Consider the following 23269-nt stretch of genomic DNA (forward strand, 5'->3'; position numbering starts at 1 on the left):
CCGGTACTGCGGAGGATCACCGGGGTGTGACCCACGTCGCCATCGCTGGCGGGGAGATCGTCGCACTCGGCGGCGACGAAGTTGCCGCCGAGTGGTGCGATGAGCACACCGCTGTTCATGACTTCGCGGGCGCGACCGTACTGCCTGGGCTCGTCGACACACACGTTCATCCGGTGTGGGGCTCATTGCAGCGAGGAAGCAGCGTTTCGCTCGCGGCGGCGAGCTCGCTCGAGGAGCTTCGCGCTGTACTGTCGGGAGAGCTGCCGACCGAGCGAGGAAGGTGGTTGCACGGCCACGACTTGGATCTCGACATCTTTGCGGGGGATCCATCTGGCCGCATGCTTGAGCACTGGTTCCCAGGTGTGCCGCTCGTGCTGATGGCGCGAGATGCGCACTCGCTCGTCGTCAGCCCGTCACTGCTGGCCGACTTGGGTATCACTGGAGAGCGGACGTTCCCCGATGCTTCACGCATCGCGGTGGATGCAGCCGGGCCAACAGGATGGGTCGTGGAGCTCAGCGCCATGGATCTCGTGCTGGATTCAGATACGAGCCCGCAGCTTCCATTGACGGAGCGTGCGCGGCACCTGCAAGCAGGGCTCGAAGAACTCGCCGCGGGCGGACTGACGGCCATTCACGCGTTGGATTTCCACGACCCCTCCCAAGCTCTCTACGAAGAACTCGAGCGGGTGGGGGATCTTCCCCTCAAAGTGCGGGTCTTCCCTCTTATCCCAGCTGACTCAGGCATCGAAGCGTGGGAGGAAGCGGCCGCACTGCAGGGTATCGGCGGCCGACGGTGGTGTGTCGCCGGGGTGAAGTTCATGCTCGACGGGACAGGGGAGAACGGAACGGCGTGGTTTTCCGAGCCAGACTCGGAGGGCGAAAATCACCGTCCGCTCTGGCGCGATCTCGCCCAATACCGGGCGGCTATGCGGTTCTTCACCGAGCGAGGTATCCAGACAGTCACCCATGCCATCGGTGATGGCGCGGTTGCGTGGGTGCTCGACCTCGTTGCAGAGATCGGCCATGCTCCGGGCGCGCCTCACCGGATTGAGCACATCGAATCCATTCCTGATGCGCTGCTTGCGCGTTTCGCGGAAACGGGCGTTGTCGCGGGGATGCAGCCGACGCACGCAACGCGGCTCATGGAACCAAACGGTGCAGACGCCTGGACTCGGCGCATCGGGCATGTGCGCCGAGCTGATGGGTGGCGGGCCGCCGATCTCCTCGCCCACGGGGCAACACTCGTCGTGAGTTCGGACTGGCCGATTGGTGTCGGTGACCCGCGCATTGGATTGGCCGACGCGCAGCTGCGTCGAGCAGTTGACGCGCCTTCGAACGCCCCAATGAACATTGGCCAGGCGCTGTCGGTTGAGCAAGCCTACGCGGCGATGACCTCAGCGCCTGCGGCAGCCGAGGGGCGTACGGGACGCTCGGGCGAAATCGCAGTGGGTGCCGCTGCGGACCTTGTCGTCTTCGAAGCCAACCCGCTCGAGCTCTCTCCCGAGGCGCAACCGCACAACAGAGTATTGGCACGCTACATCGATGGTGTCCGAGTCGAAACGAAGGAATGGCAATGAACGCAGGAACAATCCCAAGGCCGGCCCACAGGGGCCATGTGGCCTACTCGCAGTCCGACCCGAGCCTGCGGGGCAGAGCGCGTGGAGAGGCGATCGCCGCCGAGATCGCCGCAGGGATTCGAGTGTATTTTGAGCTGTTTCGCAGCGGCGGGCTCTCGATGGACACCGTTCGCGGCGACGCGGAGAAGACCCTAGAAGCCATTGCGGCGCATTTGCCGGAGGTGTACGCGGAGCTGGCCGGTGTCGCAGCTGGTGCAGGCGTACCGCTGTGGCAGGTGGCTGCGCTGAATGCCCGAACTGAGATTCTTGCTCGCAGCTCGACTGTGCCACCCGGCGAATGCTCGACGATCATCCGGGTGCCAGCAGACGGGAATGTCACCGGGATCCAGACGTGGGACTGGCATGTAGAGCTCAGCGAGTTCTGGCACACGATCGAAGCGCGGGGAGCCGCTCGCGACTTCGTTGGGATCACGGAGCACGGCATCCTAGGGAAGATCGGCGTCAACGATGCGGGTCTCGCGCTGCACTACAACGTGCTGGGGCACAGGCTGGACCGTGCGGAGGGGATCCCGATGCACATTCTCGCATTCGTGGTGCTCTCAAACGCATCGAACGTTGCGGCCGCCCTCGAGCTGATCCGGTCGCTCCCTATCACCTCGTCTGGCTCATTCGCGCTGTTTGACGCAGACGGTGCGGCCACGCTCCTCGACATTACCCCGCGGGGAATCGTCGAGCATCACCCCGACGGTGGCTTCCTGCTGCGGACGAATCATTTCCTCGCGGAAGGCTTCACCGCCGAAGAGAAGACTCACTATCAACCTGGGTCAGGAGACCGCTTTGCCCTTCTCACTCGTCGCCTGAGCGCAGCTCCGCTCCCGCCGACTGCGGCTGAACTGCTGCCCATGATGGTCACAGCGCCCGGGGAAGCGCCGGTCACGCGTCTGCCTGACCTGAGTGGCCCGTTCGGGCAGCGGTGGGCGAGCCTTGCCACGGTGATCCTTGACCCACAGACCCGCTCTGCCAGCGTCCTCGATGGTACGCCGGCAGACGCCGACTGCGGCCCGTGGCGCGAACTCGTCGCTTGACTGCTGAATTGACCTCCCGAAGAAAAGGAATTCCCCGATGATTGGCTCGCCACAACGTCCACACCTTGTCATTACGGGTGCTTCGCGCACTGCTCTCGGGGAGAGTCGAGGGCGACAGCTCGGTGAGAAGCTGCTGGTTGCCTACGAAGCGTACTCTGAGCTGTTTCGCGGGGTGGGCGTGAGTGAGGAGGCCGAACGGGAGGCCGCTGCGCGTACCGTCGAGGGGTTGCTCGCCTGGCGGCCTGAGCTCGTAGATGAGCTTGCGGCGATCGCAACTGCGACCGGGCTCACCCTGCTGCAGGTCGCTGCGCTCAACGCCCGCACCGAAGTGCTTTCAGGGTCACCGACGTTCGCGGCGCGGGAGTGTTCGACCGTGGCCGCGACTATCGGGGGCCGACAGTACGGTGCGCAGACATGGGACTGGCACGTCGAGCTCGCTGACTTCTGGCATACCCAAGAGGTTTCGGGTGTTGGGTACCGCTACGTTGGGCTCACCGAGAGCGGTATCGTGAGTAAGATCGGCGTGAACTCCGCTGGGCTGGCGCTCCATTTCAACATCCTCGGGCATGGCGACGATCGTGCTGGGGGCGTGCCTATGCACATGCTCTCAGCGCTCGTGCTCGCGGAGTGCGCAAGCGTCGACGAGGCGGTGGCACTCGTCCGAGAGGCGCCCGTGACCTCGTCATCCGCGTTCACTCTGATCGATTCTGCTCGCTCGGTTTCGCTTGAGATGAGTCCGCGGGGTGTTCGAGAGATCCACGGCGGAGCTGGTTCGGTGGTGCGGACGAATCACTTCATCGACGCGGGGCTTGTAACCGAGCAAAAGCATGCACTGTACGAACCGGACTCGAGTGAGCGCTTTGACCTGTTGACGCAGCGATTGGCTGATCGGGCCCCGGCGAGCCGTGAGCAGCTCATCGACGCGCTCGTGAGCGGTCCGGGGGAGCCCCCACTGTGCTGCGTGCCAGACATGAGTCGACCATTTGGGGAGCGGTGGGCAACCCTCAGTACCGTAGTCACTGACCCCGAACGCCGCTCGATCATGGTGCTTGACGGAATGCCGTCCGAGGCGGACGACAAGCCTTGGAGGGTGCTTGACGCCCGCTCGGAAACGGTGTGAGAACGCTGTAGTCTAAGCGTCGGGTTCGGCGGTAGCTGAACCCGACGCTGTCCCTACGCAGTGCATGAGCGAAACCACGTCGGGGTGTTCCCGGTCGCCATGCGTGAGGTCATTCATGACCCTGGCGTGGACGTCGGCCGGCATGTCTTGGCTGAGTTTAAACATCGCGTTCTCGGCGGAGACTTCGATTGTGAACGCGACGATGCCGTCGAGGATTCGCTCGTAGACGTCGAACGAGGACTCCTGCTCCCATGGCTCGGCACGCATGCTCTCAAACTGGGTGACGGTCTGCTTGACGACATCGAGGCTCATCGCGGGGTCCTCGATGACCCTCACGCGCCCGGTGAGGTGGACCGTTGCGTAGTCGAGCGTTGGGACGGCTGGTGAATACCCGTATGCCCCCGGGGAGACATACGCGTGCGAGGTCCCGAACGCCAGGAGTATCTCGGGCTGTTGGGCGAACAGCTCCCAGTGCGGGTTCGCTCGGCCCATGTGCCCCCAGAGCGTTTCGCCAACGAATGTTCCGGCGGGGGAGAGCGTCGGGGGGAGCACCACGGGAACATGGGTGGCAACCGGTGCGCCTGCTGTCGAAGTCGCCACGACCGCGAACGGATTTGCCCTGACGAACTCTACGATCGCTTCTCCTGACGGGGCGACGTAGCTCGGGTAGGTGTGCACTTGGAACTCCTTTGATCATGTGAAACGGACGAGCTTGCAGCTATGAGTGTAGTATTTAAAACGATTTAAATATAGCGTCGCGCTCAAGCTGCGTCGCGCCCGATCGGCGTGGGCTACGTGCCGACGACGTAGTATCCGCCGGTGATTGCGTCGACGAGGATTTGCAGCCGGTGCCCGCGCAGCCTGGACTCGAGGAGCCAGTTGGGCTTCCACAGCGACTCGACTGCTCGCACCTCGGACACCGTGGATGTCACCGCGAGTCGGTGCCTGCGCATGGCGGCGGTGGCGACGAGCCTGCGCGCACGCCGCGCCGCTTCCGCGAACCCCGTGGTGTTCCAGCCGGGGTCGGCGACGCAGTCTCGCTCGTGCTCTGATGTGAACTCGTGCAACTCCGGCCAAGGATCGGTGAGCGTTGCTTGGCCGGTGAGCCGGTCGACGATCGCGTACACCCGTTGCGGTGCGCCTCCCGGGGTGAGCGGATGCGTGAGCCGGTATTCGAAGCCAGAAAACGGGTGCCACCGCAGACGTTCGCTCACCTGCGTGAGGTCCCCCGCTCGTGAGCGAACCACCCGCCACGCGTCCTCCCCAGTGAGCTGCGGCGGAAGCGCCAACCGGGTCCGCGTGTGGTCGGCCACTTCACTGTCCCGCGATCTCCGCTTGCGCAGAGAGCTTCGCGTCCTGGCCAAGCAGCAGCTTCGCGGGAATCGGACCCACCTTTTTCGTCTCGTCGAGTGCGCGCCTGATGTGGTCGGGCACGGGGCTGCTGCGCTGCGTCGCGAGGCTCCCGATGATCATCGCGAGTGTTGAACCAACGATTCCGACGACCATCGGGTCGAGGCCTGTGGAGTCCGCAAAGCCGGCGACCTCCCACCCGACGGCAAGCACCGTGCCGGTGATCATTGAGCTGATCGCCCCGACAGTGTTCGCCTTCTTCCACCAGACCGCGCACACGTACGCTGGCACGAATGCGCTGCCAAGCACCGTCGTGGAGAAGATCACGATCGCGGCGACAGCGGGCGGCTCGACCACCGCGACGAGGTAGCCGATCACCGCGAGTGCCAGCACGATCGATCGGGATACGAGCACACGCTGCTTGTCCGTCATCTTCTGGTTGAAGAAGCGCGCGTAGATGTCCTGGCTTGCGACGGTGCCCGACTGCAACAGCAGCGCATCGGCCGTGGACATGATCGCCGCCATGATCGCCGCCATGACGATCCCAACGGCGAACGACGGCAACACGCTCGAGGCCATTTCGAAGATCGCGAGTTCCGGGTTGACGAGGTTGGGGAGGAGCACAACTGCGAAGATGCCGACGATGTATGGCGCGGGTATGAAGAGCAGATTGAACAGTGTGGAGTACAGCCCGGCGCGACGCGCAACACTCGGCCGTTTCATGGCCATGTGGCTGACGACGACGTGCGGCCAACCCATGTAGCCGATCGAGAAGATGAGCAGCGCCCCGAGGATGATGCCCCACTGGCCGTCATATACGCCCCCGCGACCGAACATTCCGAGGAGTGTTTCGTCGACGCCGCCGACCCGCGCATTGCCCTCCGAGAACCCGCCGATCGCGATAAGCGTGCCGACGAGGATCCACACCATCCCGACAAGCATCACGAGTGCCTGCACGAAGTCCGTGTACGCGACGGCGAGGTAGCCGCCGAGAAACGTGTAGAGCACGATCACGCCGATGGCGACGGCAAGCGCGATCGGGTAGCTGACACCGGAGACCATCTCGAGCCCGCGACCACCTGCGATGAACTGCGCCATCACGTAGAAGAACATGCAGAACAGTGCGACGGGGGCCGCGATCAGCCGCACCCATTTCGACGGGTAGCGGTGCTCAAGGTACTCGATGGAGGTGATGGATCCGAGGATCTGCGAGAGCTTGCGCATGCGCCTGCCAAGGACGGACAGGTTCAGGACGCCCCCGCCGATGTCGCCGAGCGCGTACCACATGCCGAAATATCCCTGCGTGTACCCGAGCGAACCGGCCCCGAGGAACATGTAGCCCGACATTGACGAGCTCTGTAAGCGCAGTGCCGTGACGCCGGGGCCGAGGCTGCGGTTGGCGAGGAGAAAGCCCTCGGCTGTGCGGGAGCCGCGTCGCATCGCCCACACCCCGATGCCGCCCATGGCGGCGAAGTAGATGAGCAGAAACCACAGCTCAAGCGTCATCGCCGACCTCGCTATCCTCGCGCGCCCGGGATCTCGAGACCCAGAGGAATGCGAGCGTGTAGATGATCCAGAACCCGATCACGCTCACGATGGAGACGACCGTGAAGGTGGGAAGGTTGAACATTGTGCACCAGCCTCTTTGCGTGTCTGCGTGTGTTCGTTCGCCAGGGCCAGCCGCCACGCTCCGATTCCGAGCGCAGCGCCGAAACTGTGGCCGCACGCCCATTTTTGCACCGTAGTGTTGCGCTGTCCAGCATCGTCTGTGTGTGACTGTTACCTGCCAGGGGGTGCTTCGGCGCGGCCGGCGAGTTACCATCGAGGCATGTCAGCGAAGACTTCCCAGACCACCGGCGCGGGCGTTCTGCCGCCGACGACGCTCATTACCGGCGCCAGCTCGGGGCTCGGCGCCGAGTACGCTCGACAGGTTGCGGCGCGGGGTGACGCCCTCGTGCTGGTTGCCCGCGATGAGCAATCGCTCGAATCGCTCGCAGCTCAGTTGCGCGAGCAGCACGGCGTCCCGGTGGAAGTGTTGCCGGCGGACCTGCTCGACGCTGCAGGGCTCGACCGGGTGGTCGGCCGGTTGCGTAGCTCGGAGCGCCCGGTTGGCACGCTCATCAACAACGCTGGCTTCGGGCTCCCACTCGAGTTCGAAGAGAACGACATCGAAGCGGAGGTGCGGCTCCAGCGGCTGCACAACGAGGTGCCGATGCGGCTCATGCACGCTGCCCTGCGGACGATGCTCGCGCGCGGCAGCGGCCGGATCGTGAACATCGCGTCGGTCGCCGCGTTCATTCCGCGCTCCACCTACTCGGCCGTGAAGCAGTGGCTCGTGACGTTCTCCCGCTGGGCGAACGGCCGCTACGCAATGCAGGGTGTCTCGGTCACCGCGGTCTGCCCCGGGTACACGCACACGAACTTCCATGAGCGGCTAGGGTTGCCGCCTGGCGAGGAAGGGATCCCAGGGTGGATGTGGCTCGATGCGGCAAAAGTGGTAGCGGAGTCGCTCCGCGATGTGGATCGGGGCTCAGCGGTGTCGATCCCGTCACGCAAGTACAAAGCGATTGTCGCGGTCGCTCGGTTTGCGCCGCCCGCACTCGCCGCCAGGCTGGGCGAGCGCGGGCGCTGACGATCGCCCGAGCGCGCCGTCACGCGTCCCGCGCCCGCAGCGCGAGGAACGCCGCGGCACCGGCCGCAATGATCCACCCGGCGAGCACGAGCGCCCCGGTGCCTGCCGTGAGCGCGCCGTCGCTGCCAGCGGTGTAGAGCAGACCGCCTGCGCGTGTCGGGAGCCAGCGGGCGTGTTCGGAGACGGCGAGGAGCGGCGGCACGATGAACACGACGACGAGCGCGCTGACGAGCGCCGGGGTGAGCCTGCGCGCGATCGTAGCGATGGCGTGCGAGAGCAACCCGATGAGCACAAGATAGGCTGCCGCCCCGGCGAGCTGCCAGTGGCTGGCCCCTGCGGGCGCGGCGGCAACACCCGAGAGGCGCTGAACGAGCATCGCGGCCGCGAGGGAGGCGCTGACCGCCGCGAGCGCCGTCAGCCCGAGCGCGATCACCGCAGCTGCGGACTTTCCGGCGAAGAACATGCCGCGGCCAGGCGTCGCCGCGAGCGAGGTGCGCAGCTGCCCGCCGTCGTGCTCGTGCGTCGTTGGGAGCACGCCGAGCACGATGAAGCACACCTGCACAAACGGGATCGTCGCGAGGACCGCGTCGATCGCGGCCGGCCGCTCCCCCTGCCCGCCAGCAGCGAGTGCGCCGGAGATCGCTCCGCCGATGAGTACGGACGCGCAGGCTGCGGCGATCGCAGCCGGCAGCGTGAGGAGCTTCGAGAGTTCCGAGCCGCTCGCGTTTCTGAGCCCCCGCGTCACCGTGCTCACGCGTCCCTCCGGTGGAAGACGATGCCCGCGGCGGTGACGAGTGCGATGGCCCACGCCGCCATCGCGAGCCCGCCGGTGAGGGTATCCAGATTGCCCTGGACGACGAGCTGGTCGGGAAACCCGAAGAGCTTCCTCCCTGCCGCGTCTGGCAGCCACTCGGCGAGCGGCGTCACGTGTGACAGCAGGAGCGAGAAGGGAACCACCGAGCTGTTCGTGATGAGCACGGCGAGCGGGATCATCGCGCTCCCGGCAAGCGCGGTGATCGCAAACGCGATGAGCCCCATGAGCAGCCAGTACAGTGCGGCCCCGAGGGAGCGCGCGACTGCCTCGTCAAGCGTCACCGTCTCTGTTCCAAGGCCGCGGGTGACCGCGAGCGCGATCGCGTAGTTGCCAGGGATCGAGACCGCAGCCGAGACCACCGTGAGGAGCGTGACGACCACGAGTTTTGAGGTGAACAGTAGCCAGCGATTCGGCGTCGCGGACAGGCTCGTTGCGATCTGCCGCGCCCCGCCAGACTCGGCCCGGTCGGCCGTGTATTCGCTCCCAATCGCGAGCGCGCCGATCACGACAGAGCCGACGACGCCAATGACCGGGGCTGCCGCGAAGCTCGACTCGAAGGTTGAGGTGTCCGCGAGCCGCGACGTGTCTCCCGCGAGCACGGCGTCGCGCTGCATCAACGCGTTGAGCAGCGTGATCGCGACGGATCCGAGCACCGTCACCGCGAGCGCGATCCAGATCCCGGGAAGCGTGAGGAGCTTGCGAAGCTCGGCGGTGACGGTCCGCGTGAGAGCGATCATCGGCCGGCCCCCTTCGGATCGCCCGTGAGCCCGAAGAACGCGTCCTCGAGCGAGGCGTAGCCGGCCGTGACCGTCGCTACCGGCCCTGAGGCGACGACCCGCCCGCCAGCGATCACGACGAGGTCGTCCGCAATCTCCGCGACCTCGCTCATGAGATGGCTCGACAGCAGCACGGTGCCACCGTCATTCGCGTGGCCGCGGAGCAGCCCGCGGATCCACCGGATCCCCTCCGGGTCGAGCCCGTTCACCGGCTCATCGAGCACGAGCATGCCGGGCTCGCCGAGCAGCGCGGCTGCGATCCCGAGGCGCTGCCCCATGCCGAGGGAGAACTGCCCAACCCTGGTGCGTGCTGACTCGGCAAGGCCGACGAGTTCGAGCGTCTCCGCGACACGCCTGCGCGGGATCCCGTTGCTCCGTGCGACCCAGCCGAGATGGTCGCGGGCGACGCGGCTGCGGTGCGCGCCTGAGCCGTCGAGCATCGAACCGACCGTGCGCAGCGGGGCGCTGAGGCGCCGATACGGGGTGCCGGAGACAAGCGCGGTGCCGCTCGTCGCACGGTCGAGACCGAGCAGTATCCGGAGCGTCGAGGACTTCCCAGCGCCGTTGGGGCCGAGAAACCCGGTTACCCGGCCGGGCCGCGCTTCGAAAGAGATGTCGGACAGGATGGTGTGGGTGCCGCGTTGTTTGCAGACTGCGTCGAATGTGAGCATGGGATCCATTCCAGTGCCTGCGCTCGCCGCGGGCATCGGACCAGGGAACGAAACCCCGGCGAAATCCCGCCAGCCATCTCGGACCAGGGACTGATGCGTACGAAACCCCGGCGACCTACACTTGGGTCATGGAGACCGATCGGCCACTGTGGCGCTCGCGCACGTGGCTCACGGCAACTGCTGGCTTGCTCGGGCTCACCGCCGTTCTGGCGACGGTTGCCCCTGGGGGTGAACGCGGCTTCATTCTCGTGTGGGGGATCACGTTGGTCAGCGTGCTCTGCATCGTGGTGTTCACCGCTATTCGGGTCCGCGCCGAGCGCGCGAACTTCGAGCGGGAGCTCGCCGAATGGGCGACTGAGCGGGCGTCGCAGGCGGAGCGGCTCAGGATCGCGGGGGAGCTGCACGACCTGGTGTCCCACGGCATTGGTCTCATCACGGTGCGCGCAGCCGCAGCTCGAACCGTGGCGGGAGACGCTGCGGTCGTCGAGCACGCGACGGCCCTCGCTGATATCGAAAAGGCAAGCCGCGAAACCACGGCGGAGCTGCGCCGCATGCTCACGGTGTTGAGACAGCCAGGTGCAGCGCCGCTGCGGCCGGCGGACACATTCGCCGACCTCCCCGCGATTGTCGCAACGGCCGAGTCTGCTGGGCTGACCGTTGCGTTCGAAGCCGCAGAGTTCGGGATCGACCCTGACAGTACCCCGGCAGCTGGGGCGGTGGGGATCGAGCTGAGCGAGGTCTCGCCGGGCGTGCAGCTCACGGCCTGCGCGGTCGTGCGAGAAGCGCTGAACAATGCCGTTCGCCACGCGGGGCCGACCGCCGCGCGGGTGGGGATTCGCCGCGAGGGCGGTGCGGTCATCGTGCGGGTCGCTGACGATGGGCCGCGAGGAGAGTGGCGTGCCGAGCCGGGGGCAGGTCGCGGGCTGGAAATGCTCCGGGAACGCATCGCATCCCACGGTGGATCGCTCGAGGCCGGCCGGCACGGTCACGGCTTTCGCTTGTGCGCGCACATCCCGGTCGGGCACGCGGATGCGTGACACGCGTGACGGTGGATCCGTGACCGGCACGGCGGCCACGCCCGGCACGGACGTCGCGCTTGCCAACGCCCCCATCCGCGTGCTCATCGTCGACGACCAGGCGCTACTGCGCCACAGCCTCGCCCTGATCCTCGACGCGGCCTCCGACCTCACCGTCGTCGGCTCGGCGGCGACCGGCAGGGAGGCGACGCGGCTCGCGCGGGAGCTCGCGCCCGACGTGATCCTCATGGACATCCGGATGCCAGACGGGGACGGCATCCAGGCGACGCGCACAATCGCGGGGGACCCGATGCTCGCCGCATGCCGCGTGCTCGTACTCTCAATGTTCGAGCTCGATGAGTACGTGTACGGTGCGCTGCGCGCAGGCGCGAGTGGGTTTCTCCTCAAGGATGCGCACCCGGACGAGCTGCGCGACGCGATCCGGCGCACGCACGCGGGGGAGTCGCTGTTTGCTCCTTCGATCCTCACCGGGTTGGTCGATCACTATCTACGGCTCCCTCGCGCGGCTCCCACGCGAGGTCTCGAGTTGCTCACTGCACGCGAGATCGAGGTGCTCACCCTGGTCGGCAGGGGGCTCTCGAATGATGAAATCGCTGCCGAGTTCACGATCTCCATCAAGACGGTCAAGTCACACATCGGCAGCCTGCTCTCGAAGCTGCAGGCGCGAGATAGGGCCCAGCTCGTCATTGCGGCGTACGAGGGCGGGATCGCCGGAACCGCAGCCGAGGTGTGACCCGCGGCGGCAGGGCTGCGGAGGTGCGAAGGCGGCTCGGGCGCAGCGGCTGAGGTACGCTGGCGGCGCCCCTTTCCGCGATGCGCCCCGCGGCGCAGCGGTGAGCGTGTGGTGCGCAATTACATCACGTGTGTTGACTGCGCGCGCAGCCGGACGTAGCCTGGGCGATACCGCGTGGCCCCGAGTGAGAGCGGCTTGGCCGCGCCGAAGAAGCCCGATGATGCGCGAGGAAGGCGGCGCTGTGCGTGAACTCCCGGTGTGCGAGACCATTCGGTTGGAGCTTGAGGGTGACCTCCTCACGGCTGCGTTCGCGCGCACCGACCGGGCGAACGCGATCAGCACGCAGACGCTGCGTGAGCTCATTGTCCTCGCTGACTGGCTGAACGGCAATGAGGCCGTCCGGTTTGTCATTCTCACCGGTGACGGCCCGATTTTCGCCGCGGGTCAGGATCTCGGTGAACTCCGCGCCCAGCTGTCAGATGCGCAGCATGCTGGCGCAGCGGTGCGGGCGCTGCAGCGTTTGGCGCAGGAAGTCATGCACAAACTGGAGGGGCTCGAGCAGGTGCTGTTCGCTGTGCTGCAGGGCTCGGCATACGGCGCGGGGGTCGCGCTCGCCGCCACCGCCGACTTCCGGCTCATGGCCGAGGATGCCGTGCTGAATCTGCCGGAGACGAACCTTGGGATGTTTCTCACGTACGGCGCGATTCCCCGGCTTGTAGCGGCGATGGGCGCGAGCGCCGCAAAGGAGTTCGTGATGTTCGCTCGCGACATGAGTGCTGCCGAGGCGTTGCGTGCCGGGTTCGTGAACACCGTTGTGCCGCGCGAACACCTGATGTCGACTGCGATCGGGCAGGTTGAAGAGCTGCGCCAGAAGGATTTCCGATCGCTCCGCATCACGAAGCGGATCGCCCAGGCGGCGTCCGCAGTGCAGGTTGGTGATGTGCTCGTGAGTGAGCCTGATCTGAGCGAGGGAGCGCTGTCCGACGGCACGACGCTTGCGCTTGTTGAGCGTTTCTTTGCGAACAAGCGCGAGCGCCGCGGCGCCGAGTGAGGCGCTACTGGGCGCTACCCCTCTGCGCGACCGATCTTCCAGTACCCCATGAACGCCACGGCCTTGCGGTCGATGTTGAGGTCACGGACGAGGTGGCGGCGTAGGCGCGTAACCACGCCGGCCTCGCCGGCCAGCCACGCGTACTCCTCACCGGAGACCTCCTCGGGAACCTCCCAAAGCACGTCCTCCTGGCCAATGGTCTCTGGTTCTGCGCCGCGCGTGGTGGTGGTGGTGGTGGCTGCTGCTGCGGTGCCCCGTCGCGCGCCCCACTCGCGAATGGTTGGTTCGAGGAGGGTGCCGTGTGCGGTGTCACCGCGACCGAGCCACCGCACAGTCACACCCGAGGGGTGCGCAACGGGGAGCGCGTCACCGGGCGCTGGGACCTCGATAATCGCCTCGCCAGTGAAGTCCGAGGGGAGCGCTTCAAGGATCGAGCAGATTGCTGGCGCCGCGGTCTCGTCGCCGGCGAGCAGCACCCTGCGTGCCGCTCCCGGGTTCCATTCGATGCCGCCGGCGGGGCCGGCCGCTCGGGAGTCCGGGCCTATGACGATGAGCCTGTCCCCGGCGCTTGCCTGCTGAGCCCACGCCGACGCTGGGCCCTCGGTGCCGTGGAGCACGAAGTCGACGTCGATCTCGGCCTCTGCTGGGCGAACGGCGCGCACCGTGTAGGTGCGGATCGCGTTGCGTGCGGCGTCAGGGAGTTCGCGCCAGCGCCTGTACCAGTCGTGCATCTCTGGCCGCGGCTCGTCGAACAGGCCGAGCTCGGGGAAGCTGCCGTCCGCCAGGGGGAGGAGCAGTTTGATGCGCTGATCGAAGCCGTCGGTGCCGAAGTGTTCGAGCTCGCTGCCGCCGAAGGTGATGCGGGTGAAGTGCTGGCTGAGCGGCTCGACGCGGAGCACCGTCGCGAGGAAGGCATCGTACGGCTGGCGTTGGGTCATGCGGGAGTGCTCCTTGAGTGGGCTGTGAGGATTGCGGGAATTTCATATTATTCTATTCATCAGATCAAGGTTAGGCTAGGCTTACTTAACTGTGAAAGCATCAACACTTCATGGCTCGGATTTGTGCCTCGGATACCGCGGAAATGCGGTCGTGCACGGCGCTACCCTGACCCTTCGCCCCGGTCGAGTGACGGCTCTCGTCGGCCCAAACGGCAGCGGCAAATCTACGCTGCTGCGTGCGATTGCGCGCCTGCACCGCAAGGACTCTGGCAGCGTGACCATTGACGGCCCCGACGCGGATTCGCGCCCGGCAGAGGCGCTGACGGCGAAGGAGTTTGCCCGCGAGGTCGCCATGCTCTCGCAGTCACGCCCCCACCCCTCGGGGCTGTCGGTGCGAGACATCGTCACGTACGGCCGGCACCCGTACCGCAGTCGCTTCGCGGGGCTCACCGACCAGGACAGGCACGCCGTCGACACGGCGCTTGAACTCACCGGCCTCACCCACATGTCCGAGCGTTCCGCCGACCAGCTCTCCGGCGGCGAACTGCAGCGCGTCTGGCTCGGCACGGCGCTCGCGCAGGACACCGGTGTGCTCCTCCTCGACGAGCCAACGAACCACCTCGACCTCAAGCACCAGATCGACACGCTCGACCTCATCTGCGACCTCGCGGCACGCGGAACGGCCGTGGGCGTCGTGCTGCACGACCTCGACCAGGCCGCAGGCGTCGCAGACGACGTCGTGCTCCTCGCCGCCGGCCGAGTACTCGCCTCAGGAACCCCGGAAGAGGTGCTCACCGGCGCGCACCTTTCCGAGGTCTACGGACTCCCGATCGACACGCTCGTCGACGAGGATACACAACGCGTCCGGGTCCTCCCGCGCGCGCGCCACAGGCTGCGTCCACGCCGCCCCGAACCGGAAGTCTGCACAATATGAGCAACCTCTCCTCCCCAACCCGACGCCGATCCACCACGCTTGCGGCGCTCGTAGCGCCGGTGGCTGCGCTCGCGCTCGCCCTCACCGGCTGCGGTACAACGGCAGCGCCTGGCGACGAGACCGACGCTGCTCCTGCTAGCGCGATCGCGGGCTGCGAGGACGACTCGACAACGACGAGCACCGACCCAATTGAACTCACCGACTCGTTCGGGCGCACCGTCTCCCTCGACGCCCCCGCAAAGCGGGTCGCCGTGCTCGAATGGCAGCAGATCGAAGACGTCGTCGCACTCTGCATCGCGCCCGTCGCCGTAGCGGACGTCGACGGCTTCTCGACGTGGGACACTGCGGTCACGCTGCCGGAAGGCACCACCGATGTCGGCTCGCGCCAGGAACCCAACCTCGACGCGCTCTTCGGCACCAACCCAGACCTCGTCATCATCGAGGCCTACACGCCAGACGACGAGATCATTGCGAAGCTCGAGAAGTACGGTGTTCCCGTCCTCGCCACGAAGGGCGCAGACGCGACCGACCCCATCGCGAACATGAAGGCCACCTTCTCGCTCATCGCCGACGCGACCGGTCGAGAGGACCGCGCAACCGAGGTCCTCGACGAGTTCGACGCACACCTCGAGTCGGCAAAGGGCAGCCTCGCCGACGCTGGTCTTGCCACGACTGAGTTCGTCTACTTCGACGGCTGGGTCGACGGCGGCAACGTCGCGCTGCGACCGTTCGGCAAGGGCTCACTCATCGGCGAGATCGGCGAGGAACTCGGCCTGACCAACGCGTGGACAGGCGACGTTGATCCCGCATACGGTCTCGGCCAGACCGACATCGAGGGCATGCAGGCCGTCGGTGACGCGACGCTGCTGCACACGTCGACCGAGGAATCATCCGAGGACGAGTTCGCCAAGGCACTCGCCACGAACCCTGTCTGGGCTGCCCTCCCCGCCGTCGCCGAGGGTCGGATGCTGTCGTTCCCCACGGGAATCTGGACGTTCGGCGGGCCGCGATCCGCCCAGCAGATCATTGACGCCTACGTCTCGGTGCTCGCAGCACCAGCCGCGAGCGAGTGACCCTCACCGCTCCCGGGCAGCAGCTCACGAGCCGCCGCTCCCTCGTCTTTGGCGGGGGAGCGGCGCTCGTCGTGCTCGTGGCCGCTCTCGCAGCGGTCGGCATGCTGCACCTCTCGCAGGGAACCTCGGGCACCGGCGCCGGGGAATTATTCGCCGTGCTCACCGGGGGCGGATCTGACGGCGCCCGCGACATCCTCATCGGTTCGCGGCTGCCGCGGCTCGCGGCTGGCATCGCCGTCGGCTTAGCGCTTGGCGTCGCGGGCGTGCTCATGCAGACGCTCGCTCGCAACCCACTCGCCTCACCAGACACGCTCGGCGTCACGGCGGGCTCCTACCTCGCGGTCACCGCTGTCGCGGCGTTCGGCATCGCGGTGCCGCTGTGGGCCTCTGGGCTGCTCGCGTTCGCCGGCGGCCTTGCCGCGGCGGGCATCGTGCTTGGGCTCGCTGGCGGCGCAGGCACGTCGAGCACCCGCCTCGTGCTCGCAGGCTCCGCACTCGCACTCGCATTCCACGCGCTCACCTCCGCGCTGCTCATCCTCTTCCAGGAAGAAACGAAGGGGCTCCTCGCGTGGGGAAGCGGTAGCCTGTCGCAGCTGAACATCGACGCGTCTCTCCGCGCGCTCCCGGCGATCGCGGTTGCACTCGTGCTCGCGATGCTCCTCGCGCAGCGGCTCGACGTCTTCATGCTCGGCGACGACCTCGCCAGAAGCCTCGGTGTCCCGCTCGGCGCGACACGACTGTTTGGCGTGCTGCTCGCGGTCGCGCTGTCAGCGACGGCCGTCACCCTCGCAGGCCCCATCGGCTTTGTTGGCCTGTGCGCGCCGGTACTCGCAAGGCTGCTCGCGCGCTGGGTGCCAGCGTTTGAGAAGCACGCACTCCGACTGCCGGCCGCGGGGCTCATCGGGGCGTTCCTCGTGCTCGGCGCCGATGCCGCGCTGCGCGGCATTCTCGGCGCAAAGGCCGCAGTCGCCGTGCCAACGGGCGTCGCGACGACCCTGCTCGGGGCGATCGTTCTTGTCATGCTCGCGCGCGGGCTGCGCGGCGGCTCAAGCCAACCGGCAAACGTTCGGGCAGCGGCGAGATCGCTCCGCCGGTTCAGAGCAACGATCCTGCTGCTCAGTGCAGCGCTCATCGCGGTCCTCCTCCTCGGCACCCTCACAGGCAACAGTTGGCTCCGCACTGGAGACATCGCGCTCTGGCTGCAGGGCGCAGCGCCACCCCCGATCGCCCTCGCTCTCGACGAGCGCGTGCCCCGCGTCCTCGCCGCCGTGCTCGCGGGCGCTGCGCTCGCGCTCGCGGGCGGGATCACGCAATCCGTGAGCCGCAACCCGCTCGCCGACCCCGGGCTGCTCGGGATCACGGGCGGTGCCGGCCTCGGTGCGGTACTCGCGGTGACCGCAGGGCTTGGGAGCACACTGGGGATCACTGTCGCAGCGACAGTCGGCGCGCTCCTCGCGTTCGCGCTCGTCTACGGGCTGAGCTGGCGGGGCGGACTGAGCGCCGACAGGCTCGTACTCATCGGCATCGGGGTGTCAGCGGGTGCGACAGCGCTCACGACGTTCTTCCTGCTGCGCTCTGACCCGTGGAACACGCCGGCGATCTACACCTGGCTGTCCGGCACCACCTATGGCCGTTCGTTCACCCAGATCATCCCGGTGCTCATCGTGCTCGCGATCGCACTGCCGCTCGTGCTCGGCTCGCGCAGGGAGATCGACCTCATCGCGCTCGACGAGGATACGCCGCGTGCGCTTGGGGTGCGGCTCGAGCGCAGCCGCCTCGGGCTGCTGGCGCTCGCCGCTGTGCTCGCTGCGGCGAGCGTGACAGCGATCGGCGTCGTCGGCTTTGTTGGGCTGCTCGCCCCGCACGCGGCGCGTGCGCTCGTCGGGGCGCGCTCGGCCCGATTCCTGCCGACCGCCGCGCTGCTCGGCGGCGTGCTCGTTGGTATTGCGGACGCCGTTGGGCGCACGGTCATCGCGCCAGCACAGCTGCCTGCTGGGCTGATGGTCGCGCTGCTCGGTGCACCGTACTTCGTCTGGTTGCTCTGGCGCACGCGAGACGTGTAACGAGCCGGGCGGCGCGCAGCAGGTGCGCGCCGCCCAGCCGCCCAGCCGCCCAGCCGCCCAGCTGCCGCGCTGCTCAGCCGCCCAGCCGCCCAGCTGCCGCGCCGCTCAGTCGCCGCGCTGCTCAGCTCAGCCGCCGCGCTGTGGCTACTGCGCGAGCAGTTCCCGCACCAGGGGGATCACGTCGCGGCCATAGAGCTCGATGCTCGTCATGAGCTGCGCGTGCGGCATGGTGCCGTTCGCGTACTTCAGGTCGAAGCGGTCGGCCCCAAGCGTGCGCACGGTGTTCGCGATCTTGTGGGCGACGGTGCTCGGGGAGCCGACGTAGAGCGAGCCAGAATCGACCTCGCTGTCGAACTCCGCACGCGACGCATCGGGCCAGCCGCGTTCACGGCCGATGCGGTTGCGGTTCGCGGCGAAGTGTTCCCAGAGTTCCTCGCGGGCCTGCTCGTCGGTCGCGGCGACGTGGCCGGGGGAGTGCACGCCGAGCGGCATCGGGTTGACACCGAGCTCCTGCTGCGCGCTCCGGTAGAGGTCGGCGAACGGGAGGAAGCGTGCTGGGTCGCCGCCGATGATTGCGAGCATCATCGGGATCCCGATCTGCACGCTGCGCACCACGGACTGCGGGCTTCCGCCGACGCCGATCCACGCGGGTACGCCGCCTTGGTGCTCGGTCTTTGGGTAAATCTCCTGGTTCACGAGCGGGGTGCGGTGCTTGCCTGCCCACGTGACCGCTCCCTCCCCCTTGAGTTTGGCGAACAGATCGAGCTTCTCCGTGAACAGTGCATCGTAGTCTGCGAGGTCGTAGCCAAACAGCGGGAACGATTCGGTGAACGAGCCGCGCCCGAGGATCACTTCGGCCCGCCCGCCGCTGACGCCGTCGAGTGTTGCGAAGCGCTCGTACACGCGAACGGGGTCGTCGCTTGAGAGGATCGTGACGCCGGTTCCGAGGAGGATGCGCTCGGTTACGCCGGCGATCGCCGCGAGCACGATCTCGGGTGATGAGATCGCAAAGTCGTCGCGGTGGTGTTCGCCGAGCGTGATCGCGTCGACGCCGAGGGAGTCGGCGAGCTTCGCCTGCTCGACGACGTCGCGGAGTACCTGTGCGGGGTGGGTGAGGCTGCCGTCGGGCTGCTGCGTGATGTCACCGAAGGTGTCGAGTCCGAGGACGAGCTGTTCGGCTGTGGCACCTGCGACGGTGCGTGCGTGCGGAGAGGTGTGCATGCCGGGTATAACCCGCGGCCACGCCACCGCATTCCATGCGCGCGAATGTAATTTGCGCGCTGGCCGGCTACCTGCTGCGGATCGAGGTGACGAATCCGAGGGCGGCGCCGACGACGCCGAATGCGACCGCGATCATCCAGTTCACGCCGAGGCCGAGCATGGAGGCCACGCCAGCTGCGAGGAGCAGGAGTTCGATGAGTGCTCGCCCGAAGCGGTCAGTGGCGAGCACGGGCCTCGGTGAGAGGAACAGTGCCCAGATGAGTACGCTGAGTGCGAGGAGCCCGAGGCCGACGAAGGTGCCGGGGAACGGCATGTCCCAGCCGGTGAAGCCCCACACGGTGACCGTGACGATCGCGGTGAGGTGGAAGAGCCCACGCACCGCCTGCTGGGTCGTCTGGGAGCGGGACTGCTTCGGGGTGGGAGTTGCGCTGGTCACGTAATCAAGTCTACCCGGCTCTCCCGAGGGACGTCGTCGGCGGTGGTTCACCAGCGGCGACGATAAGTGGTCTATTCGATCCCTGGATCGTAGCCTGGTGAAATAGACCAGCTATCGGGGTCGCGCGACGGGTGCGCGGCAACGCATGGGCTGGCGAAAGGAACCCATGAGCATGTCATTCACGCGCCGCGCTCCGAAGCGCGCCGCAGTCGCCCTCGGAATTGTCGCCGTCCTCGCACTCGCGGGCTGCGCGCCGGCGGCACAGGGCGACGCGGCCAGCGACACCCCGACTGCCGGCGGCACCCTCACCTACGGCAGGCTCGCGAGCGCGAGCGACCTCGACCTGCACACGCAGATCACCGCGAACAACGCGTTCGCGATCGACAAGATCTTCGAAACCCTCGTCTCGTTCGACGAGAACGGCAAGATCATCGACTGGCTCGCGGAGAGCCACGAGATCTCCGAGGACGGGCTCACCTACACGTTCACGCTGCAACCGGGGCTGCAGTACTCCGATGGCAGCGACGTGCAGGCCGCCGACGTGAAGTTCTCGCTTGAGCGCAACCTCGCGAAGGAGGGTCCGCTCATGCTCACCGCACCCATCGCGAACATCGCGACGGACGACGCTGCCCGCACGGTTGTCATCACCCTCGACGAGCCCTACACGCCGTTTCTCTCCGAGCTCACGAGCTTTGCCTCGGGCGTCATGCCGGCCGACTTCGGCGGCAAGAGCGAGGAAGACTACCTCAAGGCCCCCATCGGCACCGGCCCATTCGCAGTCAGCGAGTGGGACCCGTCCGGCGACCTGAACTACGTGAAGAACGAGCACTACTGGCAAGACGGCAAGCCGCTCCTCGACGGCCTCGACTACGTCTTCGTGGCCGACGACAACCAGCTGCTGCAGCGCCTGAACGCCGGGCAGATCGACGCCATCGAGCAGGTGCCAGCCGCGAACGCCGACGCGGTAGCAAACGCAGCTGCGACGACCCTCCTCAAGGGGGACTCGTGGGCGATCGAACAGATCTTCTTCAACACCCAAAAGCCGGAGTTCGCGGACCGCAACGTGCGGCGCGCAATCGCGCAGACCCTCGACCTGCCGGGCATCGCGAAGGCCACAACGTTTGGCACCGCGCGCCCAGCATCCGCGCTCATCCCGCCGGCAATCGAATACTCGGCAGCCGACGCCCACGACGCCACGCCTGTGCTCGCCAACGACGTCGCAGCAGCGAAGCAGGAGCTCGCGAAGTCGGGCTACCCCGACGGCTTCACCGCAACGATGCTCATTCCGAGCGGCAACTCGGCGCGCGCACAGATCGCGCAGATCGTGCAGGAATCGCTCTCGGAGATCGGCATCACCGTCGAAATCGAATCGATCGACCTCGCCGCATTCCGTGACCGCTTCAAGGAGTTCGACTACGACTTCATGATCAACTCCGGCCAGTCAGATGCACCAGACCCGAACGGCCTCGTCACCTTCCAGGCCGACCCCGAGGGCTTCAGCAACTCGTTCTGGACGCACTACACGAACCCCGAGGTCACGAAGCTCATGCACGAGGGCCGTACCACCCCAGACGGCGAGAAGCGCGAACAGATCTACCTCGACATCCAAGAGATCCTCGCCGGAGACGTCCCCTACATCCCCGTCTACTACTCCCCGAACCTGCACGGCACGACCGACAAGGTCCACGGCCTCGAGTCGCTGCCGAACGGCAGCGTGCGGTTCCAAGACGCCTGGGTGACGGCGAAGTAGCGCGAGCGGGCGGGCCGCGGCAGCGCTGCCGGTAACATGAGCGGCGTGCCAGCGGCCCCCAGATCCACACCGAGATCCGTCCTCGGCGTGCTTGCGCGCGCAGCCGGCACGGTGCTTCCGGTCATGCTCGGCGTAGTCACCGCAGTGTTCTTCCTGCTCCGGCTCGTCCCTGGCGATCCCGCCGTCATGATCCTCGGCGACCGCGCGACCCCAGCGGCGATAGCCGAACTGCGCGGCACGCTCGGCCTCGATGCTCCGCTGTGGCGGCAGTACCTCGACTTCCTTGGCGGGGTATTCACCCGTGGCGACACGGGCGACTCTCTCGTCACCGGGGTGCCAACCGCAGAGCTCGTGCTCTCACGCGCACCCGTGAGCCTCGGCATCATCGGCCTCGCCCTGCTGCTCGTCCTCGTCATCGCCGTGCCACTCGCCCTCGCGGCCGCGCACCGGCGCGACGGGTGGATCGACCAGCTCGTGCGCATCGTCCCAACAATCACGCTCGGCATGCCCCTCTTCTGGGTCGGCCTGCTCCTCATCATCGTGTTCGCAGTGCACCTCGGCTGGTTCCCCGTTGGGGGTGTCGGCGCCGCCGGATCCGCACCCCTCGAACCGCTCCGCAGCCTGTTCCTTCCCGCGCTCGCCGTCGCGCTCGGCATGGCGCCCCCGCTCATCCGCTCCCTCCGGGCGCAGCTGCTTGAGGTCACCGAGGCTGAGTTCGTGACGACGCTGCGGGCGGCGCGCGTTCCCGAGCGCACGATCCGCTGGAAGCACGTGCTCCGTGGGGCCGCGCTGCCGACCCTCAACCTGCTCAGCGTGAACCTCGCCTACCTCATCGGCGGCACCCTCGTCGTCGAGAAAGTGTTCGGCATCAACGGCATCGGCACACTGCTGTTTCAGTCGATCTCGAGCCGCGACTTCCCCGTCGTGCAGGCCGTCGCCCTGTACTGCGCGGCGCTCGTCGTCATCGTGACGCTCGCCGCCCAGCTGCTATCCGCGCTCATCGACCCGCGACTGCGGAGGACGCGATGAGCGGCGCCGGTGGCGCGGGGGCTGCGCCAGTCGGGACAGCTGGGGTGCCTGAGCGCCCGCGCAGTTCGACCGCCTGGCGGCGGGCGCTTCGCTCACGCAGCTTCACATGGGGCGCCGCCCTCGTCGCCCTCATCGCGCTCGTCGCCGTGTTCGCCCCCGTGCTCGCCCCACACTCGCCAACGGCGCAGGATCTCACCGCCGGACTCCTCCCGCCGTCAGCCTCGCACCTCTTCGGCACAGACCAGCTCGGCCGAGACGTGTTCTCACGCGTGCTGTACGCCGCCCGCACCGACCTCGGTATCGCGGTCACCGCAGCAGTCACCCCGTTTATCGTCGGCGTGACCCTCGGCCTCGTTTCCGGCTACTTCGGACGCCGCACCGACTGGGTGATCTCGCGCGTCACCGACACCGTCATCGCGTTCCCGTTCTACGTGCTCGTCATCGCGATCGTGTTCGCGGTCGGCGCTGGTGCCCCAGGGATTATCGCTGCCTTCGCGCTCGTCGGCTGGGTCGGCTACGCCCGCGTGATCCGCGCGCTCACCGCCTCGATGCGCGAGCAGGGGTGGGTCAGCTCCGCGCGCGGGGCAGGGCTCTCGCACGGGCGGATCCTCGTGCGGCACCTCCTCCCCAACGTGCTGCCGCAGGCGGTCGTGCTGCTCGCGACCGAGATCGTGCTCATCATGGTCGCGATCGTCACCCTCGGGTTCCTCGGTCTCGGCATCCAGCCGCCAACGCCAGACTGGGGCACGATGATCGCCGACGGCCAGGCGTTCGTGACCTCGCACTGGTGGTTGTCTGCGCTGCCTGGCCTTGCCGTCGTCATCACGGGCATCGCGCTGTCGCTGCTTGGCGACGGGGTCGGCGATGCGCTGCGGGTGGCCGGGGAGCAGTCCTCCCGGCGGCCGCGCCGAGCCCCGGGCGCCCCTGGAGCCCCCCGAGCATCTGGAGCCCCCCGGGCTCCCCGAGCATCTGGAGCCCC

General features: G+C 67.4%; 23 protein-coding genes. 13 read left to right on the forward strand and 10 right to left on the reverse strand.

Annotated elements, in window-relative coordinates:
• The first annotated feature begins 26 nt into the window (after positions 1-26).
• The 3 genes from SD72_RS11230 to SD72_RS11240 are packed head-to-tail and all read left to right on the forward strand — an operon-like array spanning position 27 to position 3782.
• The gene (locus SD72_RS11230) at positions 27-1577 is read left to right on the forward strand and encodes an amidohydrolase (protein WP_198141945.1); all 1551 of its coding nucleotides are present in this window, start codon (positions 27-29) and stop codon (positions 1575-1577) included.
• Entirely contained in the window at positions 1574-2662 is a 1089-nt protein-coding gene (locus SD72_RS11235) for a C45 family autoproteolytic acyltransferase/hydolase (RefSeq protein ID WP_042544553.1), read from the forward strand. Before SD72_RS11230 ends, SD72_RS11235 begins: the two co-directional genes overlap by 4 nt.
• 37 nt (positions 2663-2699) lie before the next feature.
• Entirely contained in the window at positions 2700-3782 is a 1083-nt protein-coding gene (locus SD72_RS11240) for a C45 family autoproteolytic acyltransferase/hydolase (RefSeq protein ID WP_042544554.1), read from the forward strand.
• A gap of 12 nt (positions 3783-3794) precedes the next feature.
• On the opposite strand, the gene SD72_RS11245 is transcribed toward SD72_RS11240, so the two are convergent.
• From SD72_RS11245 to SD72_RS18480, 4 genes are all read right to left on the reverse strand, one after another.
• A complete protein-coding gene (locus SD72_RS11245) occupies positions 3795-4460 on the reverse strand; it encodes an FMN-binding negative transcriptional regulator (RefSeq protein WP_042544555.1) in 666 nt (221 codons plus the stop codon).
• 113 nt (positions 4461-4573) lie between these two features.
• Entirely contained in the window at positions 4574-5029 is a 456-nt protein-coding gene (locus tag SD72_RS11250; protein ID WP_157000557.1) for a hypothetical protein, read from the reverse strand.
• Positions 5030-5096: 67 nt separating this feature from the next.
• Positions 5097-6638, reverse strand: coding sequence for a sodium/proline symporter (locus SD72_RS11255; protein ID WP_042544557.1), 1542 nt, complete (start codon positions 6636-6638; stop codon positions 5097-5099).
• A complete protein-coding gene (locus SD72_RS18480) occupies positions 6628-6762 on the reverse strand; it encodes a hypothetical protein (protein WP_269745582.1) in 135 nt (44 codons plus the stop codon). The genes SD72_RS11255 and SD72_RS18480 overlap by 11 nt, the downstream gene beginning before the upstream one ends.
• Before the next feature lie 198 nt (positions 6763-6960).
• Here SD72_RS18480 and SD72_RS11260 point away from each other — a divergent pair, with 198 nt between their 5' ends.
• Positions 6961-7764 carry an SDR family NAD(P)-dependent oxidoreductase gene (locus tag SD72_RS11260; RefSeq protein ID WP_042544558.1) on the forward strand — a complete coding sequence of 268 codons (804 nt, stop codon included), beginning with the start codon at positions 6961-6963 and terminating at the stop codon, positions 7762-7764.
• A gap of 19 nt (positions 7765-7783) precedes the next feature.
• Here SD72_RS11260 and SD72_RS11265 read toward each other — a convergent pair whose 3' ends face one another.
• The 3 genes from SD72_RS11265 to SD72_RS11275 are packed head-to-tail and all read right to left on the reverse strand — an operon-like array spanning position 7784 to position 10025.
• Positions 7784-8518: an ABC transporter permease gene (locus SD72_RS11265; protein WP_052492627.1), complete on the reverse strand. Its 735-nt coding sequence runs from the start codon at positions 8516-8518 to the stop codon at positions 7784-7786.
• Positions 8515-9315, reverse strand: a complete 801-nt coding sequence (locus SD72_RS11270) for an ABC transporter permease (RefSeq protein WP_042544559.1) — start codon at positions 9313-9315, stop codon at positions 8515-8517. Before SD72_RS11270 ends, SD72_RS11265 begins: the two co-directional genes overlap by 4 nt.
• Positions 9312-10025, reverse strand: a complete 714-nt coding sequence (locus SD72_RS11275; protein WP_042544560.1) for an ABC transporter ATP-binding protein — start codon at positions 10023-10025, stop codon at positions 9312-9314. Before SD72_RS11275 ends, SD72_RS11270 begins: the two co-directional genes overlap by 4 nt.
• A gap of 128 nt (positions 10026-10153) precedes the next feature.
• On the opposite strand from SD72_RS11275, the gene SD72_RS11280 reads away from it, so the two are divergent.
• From SD72_RS11280 to SD72_RS11290, 3 genes are all read left to right on the forward strand, one after another.
• Positions 10154-11062 (forward strand): sensor histidine kinase, encoded by a 909-nt coding sequence (locus SD72_RS11280; protein ID WP_042544561.1) that lies wholly within the window; start codon positions 10154-10156, stop codon positions 11060-11062.
• Positions 11055-11795 carry a response regulator gene (locus SD72_RS11285; RefSeq protein ID WP_084767164.1) on the forward strand — a complete coding sequence of 247 codons (741 nt, stop codon included), beginning with the start codon at positions 11055-11057 and terminating at the stop codon, positions 11793-11795. Before SD72_RS11280 ends, SD72_RS11285 begins: the two co-directional genes overlap by 8 nt.
• A gap of 217 nt (positions 11796-12012) precedes the next feature.
• Positions 12013-12846: an enoyl-CoA hydratase/isomerase family protein gene (locus tag SD72_RS11290; protein WP_042544562.1), complete on the forward strand. Its 834-nt coding sequence runs from the start codon at positions 12013-12015 to the stop codon at positions 12844-12846.
• A gap of 14 nt (positions 12847-12860) precedes the next feature.
• Here SD72_RS11290 and SD72_RS11295 read toward each other — a convergent pair whose 3' ends face one another.
• A complete protein-coding gene (locus SD72_RS11295; protein WP_052492628.1) occupies positions 12861-13784 on the reverse strand; it encodes a siderophore-interacting protein in 924 nt (307 codons plus the stop codon).
• Between the two features lie 91 nt (positions 13785-13875).
• On the opposite strand from SD72_RS11295, the gene SD72_RS11300 reads away from it, so the two are divergent.
• From SD72_RS11300 to SD72_RS11310, 3 genes are read left to right on the forward strand one after another with little or no spacing between them, the layout of a single operon-like run.
• Complete coding sequence (locus tag SD72_RS11300; protein WP_042544563.1) at positions 13876-14718, forward strand: ABC transporter ATP-binding protein; 843 nt, start codon at positions 13876-13878, stop codon at positions 14716-14718.
• A complete protein-coding gene (locus SD72_RS11305; RefSeq protein WP_042544564.1) occupies positions 14715-15791 on the forward strand; it encodes an iron-siderophore ABC transporter substrate-binding protein in 1077 nt (358 codons plus the stop codon). The genes SD72_RS11300 and SD72_RS11305 overlap by 4 nt, the downstream gene beginning before the upstream one ends.
• Complete coding sequence (locus SD72_RS11310) at positions 15788-17854, forward strand: iron ABC transporter permease (protein WP_042544565.1); 2067 nt, start codon at positions 15788-15790, stop codon at positions 17852-17854. Before SD72_RS11305 ends, SD72_RS11310 begins: the two co-directional genes overlap by 4 nt.
• A gap of 144 nt (positions 17855-17998) precedes the next feature.
• On the opposite strand, the gene SD72_RS11315 is transcribed toward SD72_RS11310, so the two are convergent.
• Together SD72_RS11315 and SD72_RS11320 are read right to left on the reverse strand one after the other, a co-directional pair.
• The gene (locus SD72_RS11315) at positions 17999-19075 is read right to left on the reverse strand and encodes an LLM class flavin-dependent oxidoreductase (protein WP_042544566.1); all 1077 of its coding nucleotides are present in this window, start codon (positions 19073-19075) and stop codon (positions 17999-18001) included.
• Between the two features lie 67 nt (positions 19076-19142).
• Positions 19143-19511 (reverse strand): DUF2568 domain-containing protein, encoded by a 369-nt coding sequence (locus tag SD72_RS11320; RefSeq protein WP_042544567.1) that lies wholly within the window; start codon positions 19509-19511, stop codon positions 19143-19145.
• A gap of 166 nt (positions 19512-19677) precedes the next feature.
• Between SD72_RS11320 and SD72_RS11325 the strand changes: the two genes are divergently transcribed.
• The 3 genes from SD72_RS11325 to SD72_RS11335 form a co-directional block, all read left to right on the forward strand.
• Positions 19678-21261 (forward strand): ABC transporter substrate-binding protein, encoded by a 1584-nt coding sequence (locus SD72_RS11325; protein ID WP_232299735.1) that lies wholly within the window; start codon positions 19678-19680, stop codon positions 21259-21261.
• 45 nt (positions 21262-21306) lie between these two features.
• On the forward strand, positions 21307-22290 hold the full coding sequence (locus SD72_RS11330) for an ABC transporter permease (protein ID WP_232299736.1): 984 nt from the start codon (positions 21307-21309) through the stop codon (positions 22288-22290).
• Positions 22287-23269 (forward strand): ABC transporter permease (locus SD72_RS11335; RefSeq protein ID WP_157000558.1); only part of this gene is annotated, 983 nt, incomplete at its 3' end. The genes SD72_RS11330 and SD72_RS11335, both read left to right, overlap by 4 nt.

It is taken from the genome of Leucobacter komagatae, from assembly GCF_000834055.1.
GTDB lineage: Bacteria > Actinomycetota > Actinomycetes > Actinomycetales > Microbacteriaceae > Leucobacter > Leucobacter komagatae_A.

Excerpts from the sequence above, each read along its gene's own strand:
- SD72_RS11235 (WP_042544553.1), top strand. The coding sequence starts at position 1,574 with ATGAACGCAGGAACAATCCCAAGGCCGGCCCACAGGGGCCATGTGGCC.
- SD72_RS11240 (WP_042544554.1), top strand. The coding sequence starts at position 2,700 with ATGATTGGCTCGCCACAACGTCCACACCTTGTCATTACGGGTGCTTCG.
- SD72_RS11255 (WP_042544557.1), bottom strand. The coding sequence starts at position 6,638 with ATGACGCTTGAGCTGTGGTTTCTGCTCATCTACTTCGCCGCCATGGGC.
- SD72_RS18480 (WP_269745582.1), bottom strand. The coding sequence starts at position 6,762 with ATGTTCAACCTTCCCACCTTCACGGTCGTCTCCATCGTGAGCGTGATC.
- SD72_RS11260 (WP_042544558.1), top strand. The coding sequence starts at position 6,961 with ATGTCAGCGAAGACTTCCCAGACCACCGGCGCGGGCGTTCTGCCGCCG.
- SD72_RS11270 (WP_042544559.1), bottom strand. The coding sequence starts at position 9,315 with ATGATCGCTCTCACGCGGACCGTCACCGCCGAGCTTCGCAAGCTCCTC.
- SD72_RS11275 (WP_042544560.1), bottom strand. The coding sequence starts at position 10,025 with ATGCTCACATTCGACGCAGTCTGCAAACAACGCGGCACCCACACCATC.
- SD72_RS11280 (WP_042544561.1), top strand. The coding sequence starts at position 10,154 with ATGGAGACCGATCGGCCACTGTGGCGCTCGCGCACGTGGCTCACGGCA.
- SD72_RS11285 (WP_084767164.1), top strand. The coding sequence starts at position 11,055 with ATGCGTGACACGCGTGACGGTGGATCCGTGACCGGCACGGCGGCCACG.
- SD72_RS11290 (WP_042544562.1), top strand. The coding sequence starts at position 12,013 with ATGATGCGCGAGGAAGGCGGCGCTGTGCGTGAACTCCCGGTGTGCGAG.
- SD72_RS11295 (WP_052492628.1), bottom strand. The coding sequence starts at position 13,784 with ATGACCCAACGCCAGCCGTACGATGCCTTCCTCGCGACGGTGCTCCGC.
- SD72_RS11305 (WP_042544564.1), top strand. The coding sequence starts at position 14,715 with ATGAGCAACCTCTCCTCCCCAACCCGACGCCGATCCACCACGCTTGCG.
- SD72_RS11315 (WP_042544566.1), bottom strand. The coding sequence starts at position 19,075 with ATGCACACCTCTCCGCACGCACGCACCGTCGCAGGTGCCACAGCCGAA.
- SD72_RS11325 (WP_232299735.1), top strand. The coding sequence starts at position 19,678 with ATGAGCATGTCATTCACGCGCCGCGCTCCGAAGCGCGCCGCAGTCGCC.